The 21359-nt window shown below is 68.0% G+C and carries 23 protein-coding genes and 1 tRNA gene; 11 read left to right on the forward strand and 13 right to left on the reverse strand.

Features of this window, described 5'->3' with window-relative positions; all coding sequences use genetic code 11:
* Window positions 1-46: 46 nt before the first annotated feature.
* From ACH49X_RS08095 to ACH49X_RS08115, 5 genes are all read right to left on the reverse strand, one after another.
* Window positions 47-1072, reverse strand: a complete 1026-nt coding sequence (locus ACH49X_RS08095; protein ID WP_357207041.1) for a hypothetical protein — start codon at window positions 1070-1072, stop codon at window positions 47-49.
* A gap of 124 nt (window positions 1073-1196) precedes the next feature.
* Window positions 1197-1763 (reverse strand): hypothetical protein, encoded by a 567-nt coding sequence (locus ACH49X_RS08100; RefSeq protein ID WP_195079759.1) that lies wholly within the window; start codon window positions 1761-1763, stop codon window positions 1197-1199.
* A gap of 72 nt (window positions 1764-1835) precedes the next feature.
* Complete coding sequence (locus ACH49X_RS08105; protein ID WP_195079758.1) at window positions 1836-2045, reverse strand: hypothetical protein; 210 nt, start codon at window positions 2043-2045, stop codon at window positions 1836-1838.
* The gene (locus tag ACH49X_RS08110) at window positions 2045-2314 is read right to left on the reverse strand and encodes a hypothetical protein (protein WP_195079757.1); all 270 of its coding nucleotides are present in this window, start codon (window positions 2312-2314) and stop codon (window positions 2045-2047) included. The genes ACH49X_RS08105 and ACH49X_RS08110 overlap by 1 nt, the downstream gene beginning before the upstream one ends.
* A complete protein-coding gene (locus ACH49X_RS08115) occupies window positions 2301-2657 on the reverse strand; it encodes a hypothetical protein (RefSeq protein WP_357296707.1) in 357 nt (118 codons plus the stop codon). Before ACH49X_RS08115 ends, ACH49X_RS08110 begins: the two co-directional genes overlap by 14 nt.
* Window positions 2658-3069: 412 nt before the next feature.
* Here ACH49X_RS08115 and ACH49X_RS08120 point away from each other — a divergent pair, with 412 nt between their 5' ends.
* From ACH49X_RS08120 to ACH49X_RS08135, 4 genes are all read left to right on the forward strand, one after another.
* Window positions 3070-4251 (forward strand): helix-turn-helix transcriptional regulator, encoded by a 1182-nt coding sequence (locus tag ACH49X_RS08120; RefSeq protein WP_357207043.1) that lies wholly within the window; start codon window positions 3070-3072, stop codon window positions 4249-4251.
* Window positions 4252-4462: 211 nt separating this feature from the next.
* Complete coding sequence (locus ACH49X_RS08125; RefSeq protein ID WP_357207045.1) at window positions 4463-4933, forward strand: SAM-dependent methyltransferase; 471 nt, start codon at window positions 4463-4465, stop codon at window positions 4931-4933.
* A gap of 45 nt (window positions 4934-4978) precedes the next feature.
* On the forward strand, window positions 4979-5743 hold the full coding sequence (locus tag ACH49X_RS08130) for a helix-turn-helix domain-containing protein (RefSeq protein WP_357207046.1): 765 nt from the start codon (window positions 4979-4981) through the stop codon (window positions 5741-5743).
* Window positions 5744-5790: 47 nt separating this feature from the next.
* Window positions 5791-6201, forward strand: coding sequence for a VOC family protein (locus tag ACH49X_RS08135; RefSeq protein ID WP_195079752.1), 411 nt, complete (start codon window positions 5791-5793; stop codon window positions 6199-6201).
* A 153-nt stretch (window positions 6202-6354) separates the two neighbouring features.
* Here ACH49X_RS08135 and ACH49X_RS08140 read toward each other — a convergent pair.
* From ACH49X_RS08140 to ACH49X_RS08150, 3 genes are all read right to left on the reverse strand, one after another.
* Window positions 6355-6442 (reverse strand) — tRNA-Ser (locus ACH49X_RS08140).
* 59 nt (window positions 6443-6501) lie between these two features.
* Window positions 6502-6936, reverse strand: coding sequence for a nucleoside deaminase (locus ACH49X_RS08145; RefSeq protein WP_195079899.1), 435 nt, complete (start codon window positions 6934-6936; stop codon window positions 6502-6504).
* Between the two features lie 43 nt (window positions 6937-6979).
* Window positions 6980-7519, reverse strand: coding sequence for a tRNA adenosine deaminase-associated protein (locus ACH49X_RS08150; protein WP_195079751.1), 540 nt, complete (start codon window positions 7517-7519; stop codon window positions 6980-6982).
* Between the two features lie 58 nt (window positions 7520-7577).
* Between ACH49X_RS08150 and ACH49X_RS08155 the strand changes: the two genes are divergently transcribed.
* A complete protein-coding gene (locus tag ACH49X_RS08155) occupies window positions 7578-8528 on the forward strand; it encodes a prephenate dehydrogenase (RefSeq protein ID WP_397069280.1) in 951 nt (316 codons plus the stop codon).
* A gap of 43 nt (window positions 8529-8571) precedes the next feature.
* Here ACH49X_RS08155 and ACH49X_RS08160 read toward each other — a convergent pair whose 3' ends face one another.
* The 3 genes from ACH49X_RS08160 to ACH49X_RS08170 are packed head-to-tail and all read right to left on the reverse strand — an operon-like array spanning window position 8572 to window position 13270.
* Window positions 8572-9186 carry a putative glycolipid-binding domain-containing protein gene (locus ACH49X_RS08160; protein WP_280516576.1) on the reverse strand — a complete coding sequence of 205 codons (615 nt, stop codon included), beginning with the start codon at window positions 9184-9186 and terminating at the stop codon, window positions 8572-8574.
* 50 nt (window positions 9187-9236) lie between these two features.
* Window positions 9237-11456, reverse strand: a complete 2220-nt coding sequence (locus ACH49X_RS08165; protein WP_357207050.1) for an ABC transporter ATP-binding protein — start codon at window positions 11454-11456, stop codon at window positions 9237-9239.
* 2 nt (window positions 11457-11458) lie between these two features.
* A complete protein-coding gene (locus tag ACH49X_RS08170; protein WP_357207052.1) occupies window positions 11459-13270 on the reverse strand; it encodes an ABC transporter ATP-binding protein in 1812 nt (603 codons plus the stop codon).
* 221 nt (window positions 13271-13491) lie between these two features.
* Between ACH49X_RS08170 and ACH49X_RS08175 the strand changes: the two genes are divergently transcribed.
* Complete coding sequence (locus ACH49X_RS08175) at window positions 13492-13770, forward strand: putative quinol monooxygenase (RefSeq protein WP_195079748.1); 279 nt, start codon at window positions 13492-13494, stop codon at window positions 13768-13770.
* Here the strand turns inward: ACH49X_RS08175 and fadD32 are convergent.
* Window positions 13767-15695: a long-chain-fatty-acid--AMP ligase FadD32 gene (fadD32, locus tag ACH49X_RS08180; RefSeq protein ID WP_195079747.1), complete on the reverse strand. Its 1929-nt coding sequence runs from the start codon at window positions 15693-15695 to the stop codon at window positions 13767-13769. The genes ACH49X_RS08175 and fadD32 overlap by 4 nt on opposite strands.
* Window positions 15696-15803: 108 nt before the next feature.
* Entirely contained in the window at window positions 15804-17054 is a 1251-nt protein-coding gene (locus ACH49X_RS08185; RefSeq protein WP_195079746.1) for a KasA/KasB family beta-ketoacyl-ACP synthase, read from the reverse strand.
* A gap of 334 nt (window positions 17055-17388) precedes the next feature.
* On the opposite strand from ACH49X_RS08185, the gene ACH49X_RS08190 reads away from it, so the two are divergent.
* From ACH49X_RS08190 to ACH49X_RS08210, 5 genes are all read left to right on the forward strand, one after another.
* Window positions 17389-18522, forward strand: coding sequence for a DNA cytosine methyltransferase (locus ACH49X_RS08190; protein ID WP_195079898.1), 1134 nt, complete (start codon window positions 17389-17391; stop codon window positions 18520-18522).
* Window positions 18519-18947: a very short patch repair endonuclease gene (locus ACH49X_RS08195; RefSeq protein ID WP_195079745.1), complete on the forward strand. Its 429-nt coding sequence runs from the start codon at window positions 18519-18521 to the stop codon at window positions 18945-18947. The genes ACH49X_RS08190 and ACH49X_RS08195 overlap by 4 nt, the downstream gene beginning before the upstream one ends.
* Window positions 18948-19165: 218 nt before the next feature.
* A complete protein-coding gene (locus ACH49X_RS08200; protein WP_357108690.1) occupies window positions 19166-19855 on the forward strand; it encodes a DUF998 domain-containing protein in 690 nt (229 codons plus the stop codon).
* 178 nt (window positions 19856-20033) lie between these two features.
* Window positions 20034-20426, forward strand: coding sequence for a RidA family protein (locus ACH49X_RS08205; RefSeq protein WP_357207054.1), 393 nt, complete (start codon window positions 20034-20036; stop codon window positions 20424-20426).
* A gap of 160 nt (window positions 20427-20586) precedes the next feature.
* Window positions 20587-21303: a maleylpyruvate isomerase family mycothiol-dependent enzyme gene (locus tag ACH49X_RS08210; RefSeq protein WP_195079742.1), complete on the forward strand. Its 717-nt coding sequence runs from the start codon at window positions 20587-20589 to the stop codon at window positions 21301-21303.
* Window positions 21304-21359 lie beyond the last annotated feature (56 nt).

The following is a 21359-nucleotide window of genomic DNA, read 5'->3' on the forward strand; positions in this document are numbered from 1 at the left end:
CCATCCGACCGCGCGGAGACCGCCGGGTCGAAGTCGGCAAGACGATTCACCGGCCACGCTCGATCGCCCGACTCCGGTCCTGACTGTGCCAATAACCACGCTGCACCCGCGGCGCCGTGCCAGGAGGTTCCCGCACCGCCGCCGACGGCGGTTCCGCCTGACCGATCTGAAGGAGCTGCACCACCTCCGGCGGATTCCCCCGCGCCCGCAACCGCGCCCGCTCTTCCGCGCGTTCCTTCTCCGCCGCCTCACGCGCCTTGAAAGCAGCCTCTCGTTCCTTCTCGGCTGCCGCGCGGGCCTCGGCTGCCGAACGGTCGGCATCGGCAGCCTCAGCCCCTTCTCTCGCCGCCTGCTGCGCCGTGTCAACGGCTTCGCGTTCCTGGTACTGGCTGGGCGCCGGGAATTCCTGCGCCACCCGTTCGGCAGCCGCCCGTTCCATCCGTGCACGCTCATCGGTTACCCGTGCTCGCCTGGCTCGCTCGGCTTCTTCTCTGGCCTGCCGATCACGTTCGATTTTCTGCGGGGCTTCCGCACGGCCACGTGTCGCTCCGTCGCGAAACCTCAGCATGTTCCGGAACTTTTCGGCTCGCCCACGCGCCCGCGCGAGCTCGGCGATTCTATCTTTCCACTTCTGTAGCTCCTGAACCTTTCCCTGCCGAGCCTTTTCACGAACACCCGGCAATTCGAGCTGCTGCCCTTTACCGCGTTCCACCTCGAGACCTCGCGCCCAGATCTCGCGGGCATCGGCTCGCGCTATGATTTGGTGCGTGAACTGGTCCGGGAAGTCTTGGATCAGTCCGGCAATGAGTTCCTGCGCTTCTTTCGATATCGACTCACCCGCGACGGACCGCAGGATATGCTGATGTTTCTCATCCTCCCGGAGAAGTTCACGCACCGCCCTCAACTGCTTGAGGTCTTTATCACTCCTGATGACCCCTGATTTTTCCTCGATGGTGAAGGTTCGATCCCGATCCAACTTGATCTTGTCGAATTGAATCCTGTCTTTCCCCGCTTCATATGTCCGCGAGTGGACGGCGTATCCGTTCGCACGGTCCCGGAAAAACGATCGCAACCATTCTCGAATATACGTCCACGCTCATTGCTGTCGAATCCCCTACGATCACTGTCGTAACCGTCACCAGGCATGATGCCCGCCCCCCGGATCGGAAGTCTACAAAATCGCCATCATTCTTCAGTCACAGGAAAGGAGGATGATCAGAAAGATTCGCGCTCAACTCGGAAAACAGTGGGCCGTCATCTTTGCGCAGCCTCCAGAAGGCCACGGAAACCAGCTCCATCAGAGCGATGAATTCCTGCTCGACAACGAATTTTACGAGCAGTTCCGCAGTGCAGGTCTTCCAGTCCGGGAACCGGAAAGCCATACCGGGCCTGATGTCGTCGTATATGAGTATGCCCGCGAAGTCGTTGTACCCAGGGGGCATATCGGTCAGGTCGATCCATCGCGCATCGAGATAGCGAATAAAACACTCTCCGATGAAGCACACCAATTGGTCGGTGACATCCGCATTTTCGGGAAGTGTCACACTCTCCATATTCGGGAATATCTCCACGATCATGTCACTGATCTGAATTGCCTCGCGAGATTCGAAGTCCCATGGTTCTGGCGGCAAAGCGGAGAATCCGGCCCGCTCCAGAAATTTCCGTACCTGCGCCGCCCGCCGGTCAGGGTCGACCCATTTCCCCCATTCGGTTCGCTCGACGGGTACGCCGAGATCGATGGTCAGCTGCTCGTCGTTCCCCACGCCTAGCTCCTTCTCGTCATGTCCGAACAGGTCAGTGTCGCGCGTGCAGGGGCACCGGGCAAGGAAACTCCATCATCGCTCGATATACAGCCGTTCACACGGCAATCTGGGCCACCCTTCAGCACTATCGGCCAGCACGTGCACGGCGTCGACGTAATGCCGTTTCCGGTGCTCTCGTACGAACAGCACAGCGGCGGTGAAGCAGGCGGCGAAGTCGAACCGCGCGCCGTGCAGGAACACCGACAAGTGCACATCCGGTTCGTGCGGTAGCGGGGATGTCATCACATGCCCCGTTCCCGGAACCATCGGTAGCCGTCGCGGGTCACGATCACCGCCGTGACCCGCGTCGAACAACCCAACGGATCGCAACCCCCGTGCGCGTCCAGCGCCTTGTCCGCGGCGTCGCGGCTCATCAACGGCAAGGTCGGGTTGCTGTGTGAAGTCAACCGGGCATGCAACCGCGCCAACGCTGCCTCGACATCGAACCTGCCCGACTTGCCGCCTTGGAGCAGTCGCAGGGCAGGACGCTCGGGTTCGTCACTGTCCGGCATAAGCCAGTACCCGTCGACGCTGCGCCCGCTTCGCTTCCGCGATGTCCCGTATCGCCCGCACTATCAGCCACCCCGAAGGGCGAACATGGCTGTCCGGACGCACAATCCACGCCCGAAACGCGGTTCCGCGATCGGCTGGACTCGGCAACCCGATCGTTCCGCCGTCGCGCACGATCGAGACGTTGAACCGGAACATCTCAGCGAACAACCGCACATCGTCCGGCACATCCGGCCGGATGATGAACGTCCAACGCTGCGACCGTGGATGCGACAGGATCGGTCCCGGCTTGTAACCCTGGTTCTGCATCCACACCTTCACGTCGTGCCCCAGCACGGCGGGCATGGTGATCGCCCACACCGAGCCGCAACGGGCCACGATCCGGCCGACATGCGGAGGATCGACCCTCGCGGGTATGTCGCACACATTCCGGTAATAGGCACATCGGGACATCGGCGTATCCCCAAACGCTATGTGGCCCACACAGACCTCTACTCGTATCGGAGGGGCATCGAGGTGCGCCCGGTCCTCGACAACCCCCTGACCGGTACCCGAGGACGGAAGCGGATGCCTTGTGCCGCTTGCGGTTCCGCACTCCCTGCCGGGCGCACATCAACATCAGCACGGGCGAGTGCATCTGTGCAGGACTAAGCTGTTTTCAAAGCGACAGGTCCACATTTGAAAACACACGGGTGGGTGTGAGATGCCGTCAGCCGAGCAACAATTGTGCGGGATGGAATCGGACAGGACCGGCCGCATGCTGAGGCAGTTGCGGACCACACGCGGACTCACCCTGCGCGACCTTGCAGGGGCAACGTTTTGCGATTATTCCCAGCTCGCGAACATCGAAGCGGGCCGCCGCTGGCCGAAGGATCGCGGATGGGCCGAACGCGTAGACCGTGCGCTCAACGCAGGAGGCGCATTGATCTCGGCGTGGGATGCGGACCAAGCCGAGCACGCACGACGCAATGACACGTTGCGAATGCTCGACCAGGCGCGGCGAGAGTCCGAAGCGCTTTTAGCCCAACCGGACGCGTTGCCGCTGGACGATATGCAATCCGGCATCATCGACGTGGCGCGCAACGCCAGGTTCGAGTCATACGACCGCACCCTGAGTCGAGCGATGGACATCCGCGCGGAGTTGATGCGGCGTATCAAGTTGGGCGCCTACCGACCGGACGAGATAAGGGAATTGTATGTAGCGCTTGGCCGGGTGTGTGGAGTGTTGTCGTACCTGACGCTCGACCTCGGACAGGCGGACACGGCACGCGTTCACGCACAGGCATCGTTTCAACTGGGTGACCGGGCGGGCCACGACCAGTTGAGAGCCTGGGCGCGCGGCACACAAGCGTTGGCGTTCCGGTTCGTGAAGGATTTCGAGCGCGCACGAGACGCGGCAACGGATGGACTGAGGTACGTCACGCACTCGACCGGGACCGCCGAACCCCGACTCTTGTGTGGTTTGGCCGCATCGGTCGCGAACCTTGGCGACTCGGCGCGTGCGCTCGAACTGCTCGACCAAGCCGAACGTGCACGCGACGCAGCGGGACCCGACGAGATACCCGGTCTGTTCACCTTCACGCCAGCGAAACAGATCTACTACCGGGGGTTCTCGCTCATGTGGGCAGACGATGAGAAGACGCTCCGCAAGTCCGTGAAAGCGTCCGAGGAAGCGATCGACGCGTGGCAAGTGCAGCGATCGCCCGGTGACGAGATGTTGTCTCAGATCTACTTGGCGTCCGCGAGCGCACGTCTCGGAGACTTGGACGGCAGTATCGCCGCAGTATCGCCGGTTCTGGAGAACCCGATCAGCGCCCATTTCTCATGGGTGCGCAAGCGTCTCAACCAGCTGGAAAAGCTACTGGCAGAGAACTTCCCGGATTCCTCTGTCGCGGGCGACATGCGGGAAACCTTGGTGAGCTACGTACACTCGAACTAGCCCTCGTCGCTGCCGAGCGCAAACGCCGTTACGAAACGCGGAAAGCCCTTGCTGCTTCACTGGGGCGAGGATGGCGGGCTTGCGTGTTGTCGGCACGATGCGGCGTCGGGCGGGACGACTCCCCTGCCCCGCCGGTGACTGGCCTCCCCGCCGCGAGTGTGGGGCAGGTAGACGTAGTTGTCAGCGGCTCCCACCAGCAAGGGAAGGTCGTATGGCTGACGAAGTGTTCGAAGTAGTGCCGGTTGCGCACGTCGTAGGTGGCCGGCGCGAACCGACCGATGATCACTGGGGTGGCACCGAGGCGATCATCCGCGTCGACGACCCCCGGTTCACCGAAGAGTCGGTGCAGGGTTTGGAGGAGTTCAGCCACCTGGAGATCGTGTTCCGGTTCCACCTCACCGACCCGACAGACCTGCATTTCGGTGCCCGTAGCGCCCGCGACAATCCCGAATGGCCGAAGGTCGGCATCTTCGGGCACAGGAACATGCGGCGCGTCAACTGGCTCGGCGTCTCGCGATGCCGACTGCTCCGAGTAGACGGCCGCGACCTGCACGTCGCCGAGCTCGACGCCGTCGACGGCACACCCGTGCTGGACATCAAACCCTGGTTCGCGGAGTTCGGCCCGCGCGGAGACGTCCGGCAAGCTGCGTGGTCCACGGAAATGCTCAAAGACTATTTCTAATGACCGGGCCGCTGACTAGCCGTGCGCGGCGCTACCATGCCGGACGTGGCGCTCGACCGGTTTGAAGGCATTTCAGGGCTGGAGTACCGATTGTCGGACTCGCCCTATGTCGAGGGCGTTTACCGGGTGGCGCCGATCGGTGCGCATGGTGTCTTCGCACCGGAGCGCATGGTGTCGGTCGCGAACTCGAACTGGGAACTGCTGGTGTGGGCGTCGGATGGCGTCACCACCGTTTCGGTACGCGGTCCCGAGACCCGACCCACCGTGGTGCCGTTGGGTGGCGGGCTGGGCTGCACCTTCGGCGTGATCTTCCGGCACGGTGCCTTTCTCCGGAATCTGCCCGTGAGCGGACTTGTGGACGGCAGCGTGTCGAGCCCGTACACGACGCCGCGCTCCTTTGTGCTGCAGGGGAGCGAGTGGGAGATCCCCACCTACGAGAACGCGGAGACGTTCGTGGAGCGCCTGGTCCGGGCAGGGTTGCTGGTGCGGGACCCGTTGGTGACCGACGTCGTCGCGGGGGAGCGGCCGGTGCTGGTAACTCCGCGCTCGGTGCAGCGCCGGGTCGCCGCCGCGACGGGTCTGACTCAGGGCATGATCCGGCGGATCGAGCGGGCTCGGCAGGCCACGATGCTGCTGCGGCAGGGCGTGGCCGCGACAGATGTCGTGCATCTGGTCGGGTATCACGACCAGCCGCATCTGGCGCGGTCGCTGACCCGGTTCGTCGGCTTGACGGCGACACAGCTGCGGCGGCCCGCCGCTGAGGAGATCCTGTCGCTGCTGTACAAGACCGAGGCCGAGGTGCGGCCATAGGTTCGAAGTCAGCCGGACGGCCCGGCGACAAGAACCGAGGAATACCAATGGCTTTCACACAGATCTATGTCAACCTGCCGGTCACCGACCTGGAGGCGAGCACATCGTTCTACCTGGCGCTGGGTGGTGTGCTCAACCCGCAGTTCACCGACGAGACTTCCGCACAGGTCGCCCTCGGCGAAGTGGTGACCGTGCAGCTCATGACGCACGAGCAGTTCGCCGGATTCACCTCGCGGCCCATCGCCTCCGGTGCGATCGAGTCGATCCTCGCGTTGCCCGCCGAGTCGAAGGAGGACGTCGATCGGCTGGCCGACGCCGCCGTGAAGGCGGGCGGATCCGAGCCGCGCCCACCTCAGGACATGGGCTGGCTCTACAACCGTGCTGTGGACGACCCGGACGGCCACAGCTGGGAGCTGCTCTCGTTCGACGCGTCCGCGATGCCCGGCACGCCGGAATGATGAAGGCGCGGGCGGTTGATTCCCACCGCCCGCGCCGCGCCCCGCTAGCAGTGCGTTGTTCGGCGTGACGGTGATGTGTTCTGCTAGTGACCAGGCCGCTGACGGAGCCAAAGGAAAAGCCCTTCACCTGGGCTAACAGGTGAAGGGCTGGAGCGGTGGCGGAGGGATTTGAACCCTCGGAGGGGGGTTACCCCTCACACGCTTTCGAGGCGTGCTCCTTAGGCCGCTCGGACACGCCACCGCCGACAACCATACCGGACCGGCGCCGGATCGTTAAATCGCCTGTTGACCAGGGGTGGGTCAGCGCTGGGTGCGGAAGAACTCGTCGAGCAACGCCGCGCATTCGTCGGCGAGCACCCCGCCGCGCACCTCGGGCCGGTGGTTGAGACGACGGTCACGAACCACATCCCACAAGGAGCCGACGGCGCCGGTCTTCGGCTCCCAGGCGCCGAAGACCAGGCGGCCCACCCGCGCGAGCACCAGCGCGCCCGCGCACATGGTGCACGGCTCCAGCGTCACGGCGAGCGTGGCGCCCTCGAGCCGCCACCCGTCACCGTGGACGGCGGCGGCACGGCGCAGCGCCAGGATTTCCGCGTGCGCGGTCGGATCGCCCAGTGCTTCGCGCGCGTTCGCGGCGCGGGCGAGTTCTCTTCCGGCCGAGTCGAATACCACCGCGCCGACGGGTACGTCCCGCTCCCCCGCCGCCGCGGCGGCATCGATGGCCGCGCGCACCATGGCGGCATCCGAGGAGAACGGGTCGTCCGGCAGAACGCCCACGTCAGCGCGGCAGCTTGTCCAGCACCGCGGCGAATTCGCCGGCGAAGCCGAGGCGCTGGGCGATCATGCCCAGTTGCTCGTCCGGATAGAGATCGGTCTCGGCGAGGATGACGCTGAGCACAGGTTCGGGCAGGCCGAGATCGGCGAGCACGCCGAGGTCGCCCTCCTCCCACGGCTCCACGTCGTCCAGTTCGTCCGGATCGATATCGGGGATTTCCACGTTCAGGGCCTCCAGGACGTCCGCGGCGATGTCGTAATCGATCGCGGCCGTGGCGTCCGAGACGAGCATCCGGGTCCCGCTCGGCGCGGGCCGGAGCACGATGAAGAACTCGTCGTCGATGTCGAGTAATCCGAACACCGCTCCGGAGCTGCGCAAAGCCTTCAGTTCGTTTTCCGCGGCGGACAAATCGGTGAGCGCGTCCCGGCTCAGCGGACTGCACCGCCATTTGCCTTCTTCGCGGACAACCGCCACTGCGAACCCTTCCACGTCGTCGTAATCGTCCGACGCCGCCCTGTTCGTGCCCGAGCGCTGTGCTGCCATGGCCGCAACGGTAGTCTGCTCGAGCGGAAATGTTGAAGTCGTATGCGAATCTGTTCCGGTGACTTCGGCGAAGAAAGCACCCGTATGCGTCCTCGGGACCGGTTTGATCGGCGGGTCGCTATTACGCGCGGCCGTCGCCGCGGGCTACGACGCCTGGGGATACAACCGCTCGCCGGTGGGCGCGCGGGCCGCCCGTGCGGACGGGTTCGACGTCACCGAAGACCTACCGGCCGCGCTGCGGCGCGCTGCGGAGAATGACGCGCTGATCGTCGTCGCGGTGCCGATGCCAGCGGTAGATCACATGCTTTCGGCGATCGCCGACTACGCGCCGGAGTGCGCGCTCACCGATGTGGTGAGCGTGAAGGGACCGGTCGCGGCGGCCGTACGCGAGCACGGTCTCGCCGCGCGGTACGTCGGCGGGCACCCGATGGCCGGTACGTCCGAATCCGGCTGGGCCGCCACCGATCCCGTGTTGTTCCGCGACGCGGTGTGGGCGGTCGGCGTCGACCAGGGCACGCGGGCCGACCCGTGGACGCGCGTGGTGCGGCTGGCGCTGGACTGCGGCTCGGTGGTGGTGCCGGTGGCGGCCGCGGAACACGATCGCGCGGTGGCCCGCATCTCCCACCTGCCGCATGTTCTCGCCGAGGCACTGGCCGCGGCGGGCGCCATCGGAGGCGATCTCGCGCTGGGGCTCGCGGCCGGGTCGTTCCGGGACGGCACCCGCGTCGCGGGCACGGCGCCCGATCTGGTTCGCGCGATCTGCGAACCGAATTCGGCGGCGCTACTGGAAGTTCTGGACGAAACACTCACCGTGCTCAGCGCGGCGCGCGACAGCCTGCGCGACAAGCAGTCCCTCGCGGACCTGGTCGAAGCCGGACACGACGCGCGACAACGCTACGAATCCGCGCGACGCTGGGAGATCACCGGCATCCGTCCTGGCGACCACGAATGGCTGGAAGACCTGCGGACGGCGGGCGAGCGCGGCGGGGTCATCACCCGGCTGGACTGACCGCGCACCACGACGCTGTCGCCGGACTCCGATGAACGCGGTTTCAGATCCGTTCGGCCAGGCCCGGGTAATCCAGCAGGAAGCCGTCGGCGTCCACCGTGACCGTCGCGCTGGAGACCGGCGACAGCACGCTGATGCCGTCGGCGGCGCTGCTGTAGATCAGCGTGGCCTCCTGGACGAGCAGGTCGGGAAGGCGCACGTAGACCACCGGGACCTGCACGTCCTCGACCGCGTGTTGCAGGTCGTAGCGGCGGATCGGCAGGGTGTTGAAGAACGGGCTGAGCACCACGTCCACGTCGAGCGCTCCGGCGAACGTGGAGCGCACGTGGTTGCCGCCCGCGTCGATGAGCCAGTAGTTCTCCTCGTCGCGGGCGATGGAGGCGTGCCGCTCCCCGGCGGCGGTCGCGGTGCGCACCGACAACCGCTTCGTCACGCCGTTCTCATCGGTGACCAGGTCATATGACGCGCTGAACGCAGGGTGATCGGCGCTCGCGCCGCCGATCATGCGCCCGGCGGCGCGGATGCGGTTGCCGTTGAGCTGCACCCGCACCGACTCCATCCGGGTCGCGTCGTGGGCGCGCCAGGTGAGGATCGCCGGCCACCGGGATTCCTGCGTGCTCGCGGCGGGGCTCTCGGGGTCGGAGGATGGGGTCGTCACGTATCTACCGTAAGCGACATCCACCTCCGGCCCGTAGAACCCACCGCTCATCACACGAGCGACTCCCGCCACGCCGCGTGCAGGTCGGCGAACCGGCCGGTCCCTGCGATCAGGGCATCCGGCGCGCCGTCCTCGACGATCCGGCCGGACTCGAGCACCAGCACCCGGTCGGCGATCGCCACGGTGGACAGCCGGTGCGCGATGATCACCGCCGTGCGCCCGTGCAACACGGTCTCCAGCGCCCGCTGCACCAGCCGTTCGCTGGGGATGTCCAAGCTCGAGGTCGCCTCGTCCAGCACGATCACGGCCGGGTCGGCCAGGAACACTCGCGCGAACGCGACCAGCTGCCGCTGCCCGGCCGAGAGCCTGCCGCCGCGCTTGCGCACGTCGGTGGCGAAACCCTCGGGCAACGCCTGCACGAAGTCGTACAGACCCACCGCGCGCGCCGCCGCGAACACCTCCGCGTCGGTGGCTTCCGGCCTGCCCAGCCGGATGTTGTCGGCCACCGAACCGGAGAACAGGTAGGACTCCTGGGTGACCATCACCACGTTGCGGCGCAGGTCGGCGTCGGAGAGTTCGCGCAGGTCGATGCCGTCCAAGGTCACCACGCCGCCGGACGGGTCGTAGAACCGGGTCAGCAGCTTCGCCAGCGTCGACTTGCCCGCGCCGGTCGCACCGACCAGCGCGATGACCTGCCCGGCCGGGATGTCCAGGGTGAACTCCGGCAGCACCGGTCGCGTCCGGCGATCCGACCGCACTGGCGAGTCCGCGGACTGTATCGGCAGGGCGTCGGCAGGCGCGGCCGGTTCCGCCGCGACGGCGCTGCTCGTGGAGCGCTCGGCCACACCCGTGGACGCACCGGGCAAGGCATGCGAAGCGGCAAGCGGCTTGTCGGTCGGGGCGTCAGCCGGGCTACGCACATCCGACAGGCCGCCCGACCCGTCACCGGTCGCGGCTTCGGCCTCGGCCGGGCTTCGCACCTCCGACGTCCCATCCGGTCGGACCGCCGAATCACTCACCGCACCGGCATGACGGCCGCCGTCGTCCAGCTGGGCACCATCCGACTTCGCCGATGCGCCGCCGCTGTCGGCCGAGTAGCCGAACCACACCTTCTCCATCCGCACCGCGCCGGTCGCCTTCTCCAGCGCGACCGGTCGCGCCGGCTCCGGCACCGACGGCTCCTCCTCGAGCACGCCGGAGATCTTCTCCAGCGCGGCCGCAGCGGACTGGTAGGCGTTGAAGACCTGCGCCAGTTCGTCCAACGGCCCGTAGAACTCGTTGAGGTACAGCAGGTAGGCCGCGAGCACGCCGACCGCGAGGTCACCCTCGATCACCCGCCAGGCGCCGACCACGATGATGATCACCGTGGTCAGGTTGCCGAGCAGTTTGGTCAGGCCCGAGTAGTCGCCCATCCCGCGCATGGCCGCGATGGTCGCGCGGCGGTATTCGGAGTCCTCGACCGCGAGCACCGACTCGTTGCGCTGCTCTCGGCGGAACGCCTGCACCGCCCGCATGCCGCCCATCGACTCGACGAACTGCACGACCACCTTGGCGATCGCGGCGCGCGTGCGCCGGTAGCCCGCCCGCTGCCTGCGCTGGGCCCAGCGGGTGACCAGCACCAGCGGGACGAACCCGGCCAGCACGATCGCGGCCAGCACCTGGTCCAGGTAGATCAGCAGCGCCGCGATGGTCAGCACCGACAGGATCGCGCTCAGCGCCTGGTTGAGCGCGCTCTCCAGCAATTCCTGCAACGTCTCGATGTCGCCGGTGAGCCGCGCCACCACCTTGCCCGAGGTGTACTTCTCGTGGAACGCGACGCTGAGCCGCTGCACGTGCGTGAACGCGCGCACGCGCAGGTCGAACAACACGCTCTGGCTGAGCCTGCCGGTCACCCGCAGGAACGTGTACGTGCAGATCAGGCCGAGCAGGATCGAGCCGACGTATCCGGCCACGGTCCTGGTCAGCGGCGCCCAGTCGCCCGCGATCCCGCGCGCGATGCCGGCGTCCAGCGCGTGCGCGACGAACAGCGGCGCGGACACCTTCGCGACGTTGTCCAGCACGATGAGCACCAGCGCGAGGCCGGTGAGTTTCCGGTAGGGCTTGACCAGGTCGAGCAGCAGCCGCCGGGAACGTCCGGCCAGCACCAAGTTGCCGGTCTCGGTGACCTCCTTGTCCTCGCCCGCGATGCCGCGCCAGTCGGCCGCGGCTTCCGGGAGGGTCGAATCACCCTCCTGCGCTTCGTCTTTCGAGGTAATGGTCGTGGTGCTCACAGCTACTCACCTCCCATCAGTTCGCGGTAGGTCCTGCTGGTGCGCAGCAGTTGATCGTGGGTGCCCTCCGCGACGATCCGTCCGTCGGCGAGCACCGCCACCCGGTCGGCCAGCGCGGCCGTGGACGGACGGTGCGCGACCAGCAGCGTCGTCGCGTCGGCCAGCACGGTGCGCAGGCGTTCCTGCACCCGCTCCTCGGTCTCCACGTCGAGCGCGGACAGCGGGTCGTCGAGCACCATGATCCGGCTGCGCCTGCCTTCGCCCGCGCCGGTGAGCACCGCGCGGGCCAGCGCGAGTCGCTGCCGCTGGCCGCCGGACAAGCTCAGACCCTGTTCGCCGATCCTGGTGTCCAAACCCCACGGCAGGTCGTCGACGAACTCGGTGGCCTGCGCGACCTCGAGTGCGCGGCGCACATCTGCGTCGGTGGCGGACGGGTCGCCGAGCGCGACGTTCTCCCGCACACTCGCCGAGAACAACACCGGGTCCTCGAACGCGACCGACACCAGCGACCGCAGGTCGGCGAGCCGCATCGCCGCGATGTCGATGCCGTCGATGGTGATCGCGCCGCCGGTCACGTCGTACAAGCGCGGGATCAGGTTGAGCAGTGCGGTCTTGCCGCTGCCCGTCGCGCCGACCAGCGCCACCGTCTCACCGGGGCGCACCCGCAACGACACTTCGCGCAGCACCTCGTGCTCGGCGTCGGGGAACGCGAAACTCACCTGCTCCAGCCGTAATTCGCCGCGGATGCGGTCCGGCAGGAGCACCGGCTCGGCCGGATCGGTGATGTCGACGGGGGTGTCGATGATCTCCCAGTACCGGTCGGCCGCGGTGCGCGCGTCGTTCAGCTCCGCGAGCAGGAAGCCGGTCCAGATGATCGGCCACTGCAGGAAGGTCGCGAGCGTGATGGCCGCGATCAACGTGCCGAGCGTCATCGTGCCGTGCGCCACCGCGTAACCGCCGTAGCCGAGCGCGAACGCGATCGCCAGTTGCGGGATGCTCAACATGCTCGACCACAACGTCGCGTCCAAGCGCGCTTTCAGCAGCTCGGTCTGCCGCAGCTGCTGCGCCTGCGCGGTGAAGCGGCGGCCGAAGAACACGCCCCGACCGAACGCCTTGAGCACCCGCACGCCCTGCGCGGACTCCTCGGCCGTGGTGGCCAGGTCTCCGGACTGGTCCTGCGAACGCCGCGACGCCACCGCGTACCGGCGCTCGAAACGAATGCAGATGAACACCAGCGGAATGGCGATCACCGCGAAGATCAGGCCGATCTGCGGGCTCAGCCCGATCAGCACGAGCAGGCCGATCGGGATGATCACGCAGTGGATCAGCAGGAACGGCCCCGCGAAGGCGACGAACCGGCGCATGGTGGCCAGGTCGTCGATCGCGCGGGACAGCAACTGGCCCGACTCCCACGCGTCGTGCCTGCCGATCGACAACGCCTGCAGCTTGCGAAAGATCTTGGCGCGCAGTGTGATCTCGATACGCGTCGCGGGTGCGGCGATCAGCCAGCGGCGTCCCCACACGCCACCGGCCTCCACCAGGCCCAGCGCCAGGACCACGGCCACCGGCCCGAGCGCTCCCGCGAGATCGCGGCGGGCTATCGGACCGTCGATGATCCGCGCGATCATCAGCGGGATGACGACGGCCGTCAGGCCGGACAGCAGCGCCAGCCCGCTCGCGGCGAGCAGAATGCGGACGTGCGGACGCAGGTACGGCCAGAATCGGCGCAGGGAATGCAAGCGGCCCGTGGCGGCGGGCCGCTCCGATATATCGGCCTCCGATTCGGCCGACGACACGTCCACTGTGACAGACAAGACTCCCCCTCTGGTTGCTGGCGGCGGAGAACGGGACCCACGGTGATGTTCGCAGCGGGGTCCGACATCTCAGGGTCGCACCGCAACGCGCGCCGACCAACCGATTTTCCGGCGACCGCCGGGCATCACGGCTCGTCGCTGCGACGGATGCGGCACCCATCAGCCCAGTCCACAACCTCTAGCGGACTCGAGGTCAAGCCGCGCGGATCTAGACTCCGGACATGCTGATCGTCGCCGGATACCTGCGCGTCACCGATCGCGACCGCTACCTCGACCGCTGCCGGGAAGTCGTGGCGCTCGCCCGCGCCTGTGAAGACTGCCTCGACTTCAGCCTGGGCGCGGACCTGCTCGAACCCGATCGGGTCAACGTCTACGAGCGCTGGACGACCCGTGCCGCGGTGGAACGCTTCCGCGGCACGGGCACCTCCGGCGACCTCGACACCCAGATCGTGGGCGCCGACGTGCGGGAATTCGAGTACGAGACCGAGACCAGGCTCTAACCGACGCCCGCGGTTTCTTCCTCCCACTCCTGCGGCGCGTCCGGGAAAGCCTGTTGCTGGTGGCCGCCGCGCAGCGTGCCCTCCAGATAGGCCGCACGGCAGGCGCGACGGGCGATCTTGCCGCTGGATGTGCGCGGGATCGACCCCGCGGGCACCAACAGCACGTCGCGAACCGTGACGCCGTGGCGCTGGGAGATCGCCGCGCGCACCGCGTCGGCGATCGGCTGCGGCTCCAGCTTGCCCGCGCGGGCATTGCGCTCCGCGACGATCACCAACTGCTCGGAGGTGTCCTCGGCGTCGAACGTCAGCCCGGAGCGGCTGCCCCGCTCGAAGACCAGTGCGGGCAGTTCGTTGGCCGGCACCGAGAACGCCGCGACGAAGCCGGGACGCAGCGCCGTGCTCGATTCCTGGGCCGAGAACTCCAGATCCTGCGGATAGTGATTGCGGCCGTCGACGATGACCAGGTCCTTCACCCGTCCGGTGATGTACAGCTCGCCGTCGAGATACGCGCCGAAGTCACCGGTGCGCATCCAGTGGGCATCCGGCGGCGTGCCCTCCGCGTGGCTGCCCTCGGGCAATCGAGCGGTCAGGTGGGCGCGGAAGGTGGCCTCGGTCTCCTCGGCACGGCCCCAATATCCGATGCCCATGTTCTCGCCGTGCAACCAGATCTCGCCGACCTCGCCGTCGCGCCGCTCGGTGCCGTGTTCGGGGTCCACGATCACCGCCCACTGCGATCGCGCGACGTATCCGCAGGAAACCTGCGCGATCGCGTTGTCGGCGTCCGCGGCGACCTGAACCATGCGCCCCGCGTTCAGCTCGGCCCGGTCGACATGAACGACTTTCGCCTTGTCCTGGGCCCTGGTGGCGGAGACGAACACCGTCGCCTCTGCCATCCCGTAGCACGGCTTGATCGCCGTCTCCGGCAAGCCGTACGGCGCGAACGCCTCGTTGAACTTCTTCATCGACGACACCGACACCGGCTCGCTGCCGTTGATCAGCCCGATCACATTCGACAGGTCCAATTCCTCGCCCGGCTTCGGCTTGCCGCGCGCCGCCGCGTGCTCGAACGCGAAATTGGGTGCGGCGGCGAAAGTGCCCGCGCCGTCCGAGGCGGCGGCCAGTTCCTTGATCCAGCGATAGGGACGGCGCACGAACGCGCTCGGCGACATGATGGTGATGAATCCGCCGCCGACGGTCGGCAGGATCACGGCCAGCAGACCCATGTCGTGGAACAACGGCAGCCAGGTGACCCCGCGCGAATTCTCGGTGACGCCGATCGCGTCGATCATCTGCAGAAGATTCGTGCCCACCGCGCGGTGGGTGATCGCCACGCCGGCGGGGGTCCGGGTGGAACCCGAGGTGTACTGCAGATAGGCGATGCTGTCGATGTTGATGTCCGGGCGCACCCAGGATGCGCCGACACCGTCCGGGATCGCCTCCACCGCGATGATGCGCGGACGCTCCTGCGGTGGCAGGTGCCGGAAGAATTTCCGCACCCCGCCCGCCGCCGAACCCACCGTGAGGATCACCGCGGGCTTGCAGTCGCCGAGCACCGCGTGCAGCCGATCGGTGTGCCCGTGCTCCTCCGGATCGAACAGCGGAACCGCGATGTTGCCCGCGTACACCGCCGCGAACAGCGAAACGACGTAGTCGAGTCCTTGGGGCGCGAGAATCGCCACCCGGTCACCCGGCCGTGTGACCTGTTGCAGCCGGGCCGCCACCGCACGCAGACGCACGCCGAACTGCCGCCAGGTCAGTTCGTGGTATTCGCCGTCCCGCTCCCGGGAGTAGTCGATGAAGCGGTAGGCGAGGTCGTCGCCGTTCTCCACGCTGTGCTTGTCGACGAAGTCGATCAGGGTCTTGTCCCCGGGAATTTCGATATTGCCCTGATCGTCCAGATAGTCGTCGAAGGTTTCGTCGATCATCGCCTTATCCTTTTCCAGCGCACAGACACTCCGGCCGTGCAATGACACCGAACACAGGTCGATAACGAAGCGTCGGGAAGGCTAGCAGGTGTCCCGGCCACCTGGCGGTCAGTACCGGCCGAAGGCGAGCGCGACATTGTGCCCGCCGAATCCGAACGAATTGTTCAACGCGTAATCGATACGGCCTTGCCGCGGGCTGCCGTGCACCACATCCAGATCGATCTCGGGATCCTGGTTGTCCAAATTCAGTGTCGCGGGCACGATTTCGTCTCGCACGGTGAGCACCGTGAGCACCGATTCGAGCGCGCCGACCGCGCCGATGGAATGACCCAGAGCCGATTTCGGGGCGTAGACCGACGCGTGCGTGCCCACGGCAGCGCCGATCGCGCGCGCCTCCGCCGTGTCACCGATCGGAGTGGCGGTCGCGTGCGCGTTGACGTGCGTGACATCGGTCTTGGCCAGCCCGGCGGTCCGCATCGCCCGGGTCATCGCCCGCGCGGCGCCGGCGCCACCGGGATCCGGCGCGACCAAGTGGAAGCCGTCGGAGGTGACGCCCGCGCCCATCAGCCTGGCGTGGATGGTCGCGCCGCGCGCTTTGGCGTGCTCCTCGGTCTCCAGCACCATCAGCGCGCCCGCCTCGCCGAAGACGAAGCCGTCGCGGTCGGCGTCGAACGGACGCGACGCGCTCTTCGGCTCGTCGTTGCGGGTGCTCATGGCCCGCATCATGGTGAACGCCGCGATCGCGAGGGCCTGGATGGAACCCTCGACGCCGCCGGTGACCATCATGTCGGCGTCGCCCATGACGATCGTCCGCCACGCGTTGGCGATCGCCTCCGCGCCCGAGGAACAGGCCGACACCGGCGTCGACACCCCGGCCCGCGCGCCGAGCTCCAGCGCGACGCAGGCCGCCGCGCCGTTCGGCATCACGGCCTGCACCGTGTACGGCGACACCTTGCGATAACCCCCGTTGTGCAGCTTGTCCCTGGCGTGCACGATCGCCTCCGCGCCGCCGAGCCCGGTGCCGATGGACACCCCGAGACGGCACTTGTCCACCTCGGGGCTGCCCGCGTTGCGCCAGACCTCACGCCCGAGCACGACGGCCAGCTGTTCCACGTAGGAGAGCCGATGGGCCTCCACCGCGTCCAGATACACGGCGGGCGGGACCTTCAGATGCCCGCCGATGCGGACCGGCAGCTCGAACGTCTCGATGAAATCGTCCTCCAGTACGTCGATACCGCTGTCGCCGTTGAGCAAGCCTTTCCACGTGGAATCCACGTCACCCGCGATCGCCGTGGTCGCCGCGAGGCTGGTGACCACGACCGAGGGGAACTGTCCGTTTCTGGTGGAAGGCATCTGCATGTTTCGCTCACTTTCCCTAGCGTCGCTCTGGAACTTCGTCGAGCAAAAGCACTGCGAGCGCGCCACCAGGATCGTGGGCGGCCCGCACGGATGGCACTGGAGCGCAGGCGGATCAGCCGGTCATCACGTCCCGGTGCGACCACCCTTGTGCATTATTGGAAAAGCGCATCGATCGCACGGCGTGACACGCGGACCGTACCAGGTGCGGGGGGCGATGGTCGCGTTGTTCGGGGATCGCCTCGGACGACTCGAGTAACCTGCTCCCCGGGCACGGGGCGCGCGGGCGGCGTCCGGTGTGGACGCGAGAAAGGGAAGGGCGTTGACGGGCGCGCGGATGGTCGGGCTGTTCGCCGGGATCGGCGGGCTCGAGCTCGGCCTCGGCAGGCACGGCTGGCACACCGAGCTGTTGTGCGAGATCGAGCCGGGGGCCCAAGGCGTGCTCGCCGCCCGTTTCCCCGACGTGCCGCTGCACGCCGACATCACCCGGCTGCGCGCGATTCCGGCGGGAACGGAGCTGGTCGCGGCGGGATTCCCGTGCCAGGACCTCTCCCAGGCCGGGCGCACCGCCGGCATCACCGGCACGCGTTCGGGTCTGGTCGACGAGGTGTTCCGGCTGGTCCGCCGCAAGCGGGGCCCGCGCTGGCTGTTGATCGAGAACGTGCCGTTCATGCTGCAACTCGGCCGCGGCGCGGCCATGCGGCACATCACGAGCGCGCTCGACGACCTCGGATACACCTGGGCCTACCGCGTGGTGGACGCCCGCGCGTTCGGCCTGCCGCAGCGCAGGCAGCGGGTGCTGATGCTGGCTTCCCGCACCGAGGACCCGCGCGGGGTGCTGTTCGGCGAGGACGCCGGGCCACGCGCGATCGGCGACCCCGAGATCGATCCGTGCGGCTTCTACTGGACCGAGGGAGTGCGTGGACTGGGCTGGGCGGTGAACGCGGTGCCGACGCTGAAAGGCGGCTCCGCGCTCGGCATCGCCAGCCCGCCCGCGGTGCGGCTGCCGTCCGGGGAGATCGTCACGCCCGGCATCGCCGACGCCGAACGTCTGCAAGGTTTCGACGCGGGCTGGACGGCGCCCGCGACCGAGATGCCAGGCATCAGGAAAGGCCACCGCTGGAAACTGGTCGGCAACGCGGTGAGCGTGCGGATGGCGGCCTGGGTCGGGTCGCGGCTGGCCGCGCCGCTCGAACCGGTCTCCGGCGATCAACCCCTGGCGCCGGGTACCCCGTGGCCGGTCGCCGCGTGGGGCCACAACGGCGCCGCCTACCGGGTGCCGGTCTCCACCTGGCCGGTGCACGAGCCGTACGAAGACCTGGCCCACTTCCTCACCGACGCGCAGCTGCTGTCCGCCCGCGCGACGGCCGGATTCCTGCGCCGCACCACCATGGGCAGTCTGCGTTTCCCGCCCGGCTTCCTGGCCGACGTGGAAAGCCATCTCGATCGCATGGGTGGATGGGCGGCATGAGCGGCAGGCCGGAGACCGACGCGGCCACCAGCGCGCGGATGTCGCGCCAGCGGCGCACCGGAACCGATCCTGAGCTGGCTCTGCGCCGGGAACTGCACCGGCGCGGACTGCGCTATTTCGTCGACCGCGCACCGATCCGGGGCCAGCGCAGGCGCGCCGACCTGGTGTTCCCGCGCAGGCGCGTGGCGGTCTACGTGGACGGGTGCTTCTGGCACCGCTGCCCGCAGCACGCCACCGATCCGAAGAACAACGCCGAATGGTGGGCGGCCAAACTGGCGGGCAACGTGGCCAGGGACCGCGCCACCGACGCGGCGCTCATCGCCGCCGGGTGGCGCGTGGTCCGCGTCTGGGAGCACGAGGATCCCGTGCGTGCGGCCGACCGCGTGCAGGCCGAGCTGTCAGCGGTGACGCACCCGCACCAGTGAACGCGGAGCGTGCGCGGCCAGATAACCGGACACCACCATCACCGTCATGACGGCGATTCCGGCGGCGGCAGTCGCGAAACCGAGCATGGGGACCTCCTCGAGTTGCAGCTGTCGACCAGCGTGGCGGGCGAAGCTGACAAGACCCTGTGTGCCGGATGGTAATGACGTGTGCGGCCCGCCGCTGTCCGGCGCGCTCGGGCGACCAGCAGAATGAAGGCGTGACGAGTGGCCCGAAGATCTCCGTTCGGCGCCTGCGGCCGGCGACGGTGCTGGTCGCCGCGGCGATCGCGATCGCTGGGCTCTGCTACTCGTCCTGGGTGCTGCAATTCGTGTTGAGCATCGACCTCGACCCGGTCGATACGTTCCTCAGCGAATTGGACGCGGAGGGCAAGCCGTACCGGGAGGTGTTCGCGACCGCCGATCTGATCGTCGGCGTGGCGCTCGTGCCCGCGGCCCTCGCCGGGCTGCTGCTGTTCCCACGCCGCAGGCTGACCGACGTCGGCTGGATCGCGCTGTTGTGCTTCGGCGCGGCGACCGTCGCCGACGTCCTGCTGCCGCTGCACGACTGCGTCCCTGGTGAGAGCGGGTGCGGCGGTCCGAGCGAACTTTTCCCGCAACTGCATCAGCCACACGCGCTGACGAGCACGCTCGCGGTGACGTCCATCGCGGTCGCCGCCTGCGCTTTCAGCCTCGCCGCCTTCCGCTACCGGCGCTGGCGGGTACTGCGCGAGTTCGGCCTGGTCGTGCTGGTGATCGGCTCGGTAGCGACGGTGTGGATGCTGGTCGCCGACAATCTGCCAGGCAACTATGCCCTCGGCATCGCCCAGCGCATCCAGGTGGGGGCGATGTCGCTGTGGTTGATCGCGCTGGCCGCGGCGGTGATCGTGGAGGGACGGGAACCCAGCTGACGCGCCTCCGCGCCGTCGCGGGGCTCCGGCCGGATGGTCGTCTCGAAGATCGGCGGCGCGAAGTTCCGCTCGCTGACAGCACGCACTCAGGTCGTGCCGCGGCTACCGGACCGGGTGCCGTCAGCACTGCGCTGTCCGCCGAACGAACCGCGCCGAGTGCCGTGCGAAGCTGTCGCGCATGAGTGATCGCGTGAACATCGCCTCGGGTTCGGAGTTCGAAGACATCGTCGGCTACTCGCGGGCGGTCCGGCTCGGCGATGTCATCGCGGTCAGTGGCACCACAGCGTCGGCTCCCGGCGGCACGGCGATCGGCGGCGACGATATCGGCGAGCAGACCAGGGAAACCCTGCGACGCATCGCCTCCGCGCTGGAAGAGGCCGGCGCGAGCCTGGCCGACGTGGTGCGCACCCGCATCTTCGTCACCGACATCGCCCGCTGGCCCGAGGTCGCCAAGGCGCACGCAGAGGTCTTCGGCGACATCCGTCCCGCGACGGCGATGTACGAGATCAAGGCGCTGATCACCCCGGCTCTGCTGGTCGAGATCGAAGCCGACGCGATCGTCGGGGGGTAAGAATTCCCGCTGCCGAGGGTGCGTTCGGGTACGGCTCAACCGGGAAGCCGGTAGTGCCGCCGAACCGGACGGATCGTCGGCTTCGTGCCCGCAGGGACATCAGGCCGGGCGCGGCTCGTCGTTCGCGGCGGACCGGGCCTTGGCTCGCTAGGGTCGAACCGTGACCACCGCCTCGCAGACCCCCGTGCAAATCGACACCGTCGCCGAGGCGACCGCACGCCTGCTCGACACCATCCGCGGCCTCGACGAGCACGCCGTCACCGAACCCTCCCTCCTGCCCGGCTGGACTCGCGGCCACGTCTTGGCCCACCTCGCCCGCAACGCAGACAGCTTGGTGAATCTCCTGCTGTGGGCCCACACCGGCGTCGAAATCCCGCAATACGCCAGCGCTTTCCTGCGCGACGCCGACATCGAGGCCGGCGCGCCCCGCCCACTCGCCGAGCAACTCGCCGACAACGAGGCCGCCGCGACCCGTTTCCTCGGCCTGGCCCGCTCACTCACCGACGACGCTTGGCGCGCACAGGTCCGCACCCGCCAAGGCCGCCCCATCCCCGCGACCGAAGTCCTGTGGATGCGCCTGCAAGAGGTCGAAATTCACCACGTAGACCTCAACGCGGGCTACACCCCCACCAACTGGCCCGCCCCATTCGTCTCCCGCATCCTCCCCCAAGCCACCGCCGACCTCACCCGCCTCACCACCGAATCGCCCCTCCCCTTCACCATCCAAGCCACCGACACCGACTTCACCGCCCCCCTCGGCCCTTCCCCCACCCAAACCATCTCCGGCCCAGCCCCCTCCCTAGCCGCCTGGCTCCTCGGCCGCACCCCCGGCACCGACCTCACCGGCCCCCTCCCGCCCCTCCCAGCCTGGAAGTAGCCCTGCGGGTATCGGGTGTGTGCCCGAAGGGATTCGAACCGTTACCGCCGCTCAGC

Origin of the sequence: Nocardia sp. NPDC019323 (genome assembly GCF_044389845.1) — a bacterium.
In the GTDB taxonomy this organism is placed as follows: Bacteria; Actinomycetota; Actinomycetes; order Mycobacteriales; family Mycobacteriaceae; genus Nocardia; species Nocardia implantans.

What these genes read in the sequence shown, in the direction of transcription:
- ACH49X_RS08105 (WP_195079758.1), bottom strand. Translation starts at nt 2,045, where the DNA reads ATGACATCCCCGCTACCGCACGAACCGGATGTGCACTTGTCGGTGTTC.
- ACH49X_RS08110 (WP_195079757.1), bottom strand. Translation starts at nt 2,314, where the DNA reads ATGCCGGACAGTGACGAACCCGAGCGTCCTGCCCTGCGACTGCTCCAA.
- ACH49X_RS08115 (WP_357296707.1), bottom strand. Translation starts at nt 2,657, where the DNA reads ATGCCCGCCGTGCTGGGGCACGACGTGAAGGTGTGGATGCAGAACCAG.
- ACH49X_RS08120 (WP_357207043.1), top strand. Translation starts at nt 3,070, where the DNA reads ATGCTGAGGCAGTTGCGGACCACACGCGGACTCACCCTGCGCGACCTT.
- ACH49X_RS08125 (WP_357207045.1), top strand. Translation starts at nt 4,463, where the DNA reads ATGGCTGACGAAGTGTTCGAAGTAGTGCCGGTTGCGCACGTCGTAGGT.
- ACH49X_RS08135 (WP_195079752.1), top strand. Translation starts at nt 5,791, where the DNA reads ATGGCTTTCACACAGATCTATGTCAACCTGCCGGTCACCGACCTGGAG.
- ACH49X_RS08145 (WP_195079899.1), bottom strand. Translation starts at nt 6,936, where the DNA reads ATGGTGCGCGCGGCCATCGATGCCGCCGCGGCGGCGGGGGAGCGGGAC.
- ACH49X_RS08150 (WP_195079751.1), bottom strand. Translation starts at nt 7,519, where the DNA reads ATGGCAGCACAGCGCTCGGGCACGAACAGGGCGGCGTCGGACGATTAC.
- ACH49X_RS08175 (WP_195079748.1), top strand. Translation starts at nt 13,492, where the DNA reads ATGCTGATCGTCGCCGGATACCTGCGCGTCACCGATCGCGACCGCTAC.
- fadD32 (WP_195079747.1), bottom strand. Translation starts at nt 15,695, where the DNA reads ATGATCGACGAAACCTTCGACGACTATCTGGACGATCAGGGCAATATC.
- ACH49X_RS08185 (WP_195079746.1), bottom strand. Translation starts at nt 17,054, where the DNA reads ATGCAGATGCCTTCCACCAGAAACGGACAGTTCCCCTCGGTCGTGGTC.
- ACH49X_RS08190 (WP_195079898.1), top strand. Translation starts at nt 17,389, where the DNA reads ATGGTCGGGCTGTTCGCCGGGATCGGCGGGCTCGAGCTCGGCCTCGGC.
- ACH49X_RS08195 (WP_195079745.1), top strand. Translation starts at nt 18,519, where the DNA reads ATGAGCGGCAGGCCGGAGACCGACGCGGCCACCAGCGCGCGGATGTCG.
- ACH49X_RS08205 (WP_357207054.1), top strand. Translation starts at nt 20,034, where the DNA reads ATGAGTGATCGCGTGAACATCGCCTCGGGTTCGGAGTTCGAAGACATC.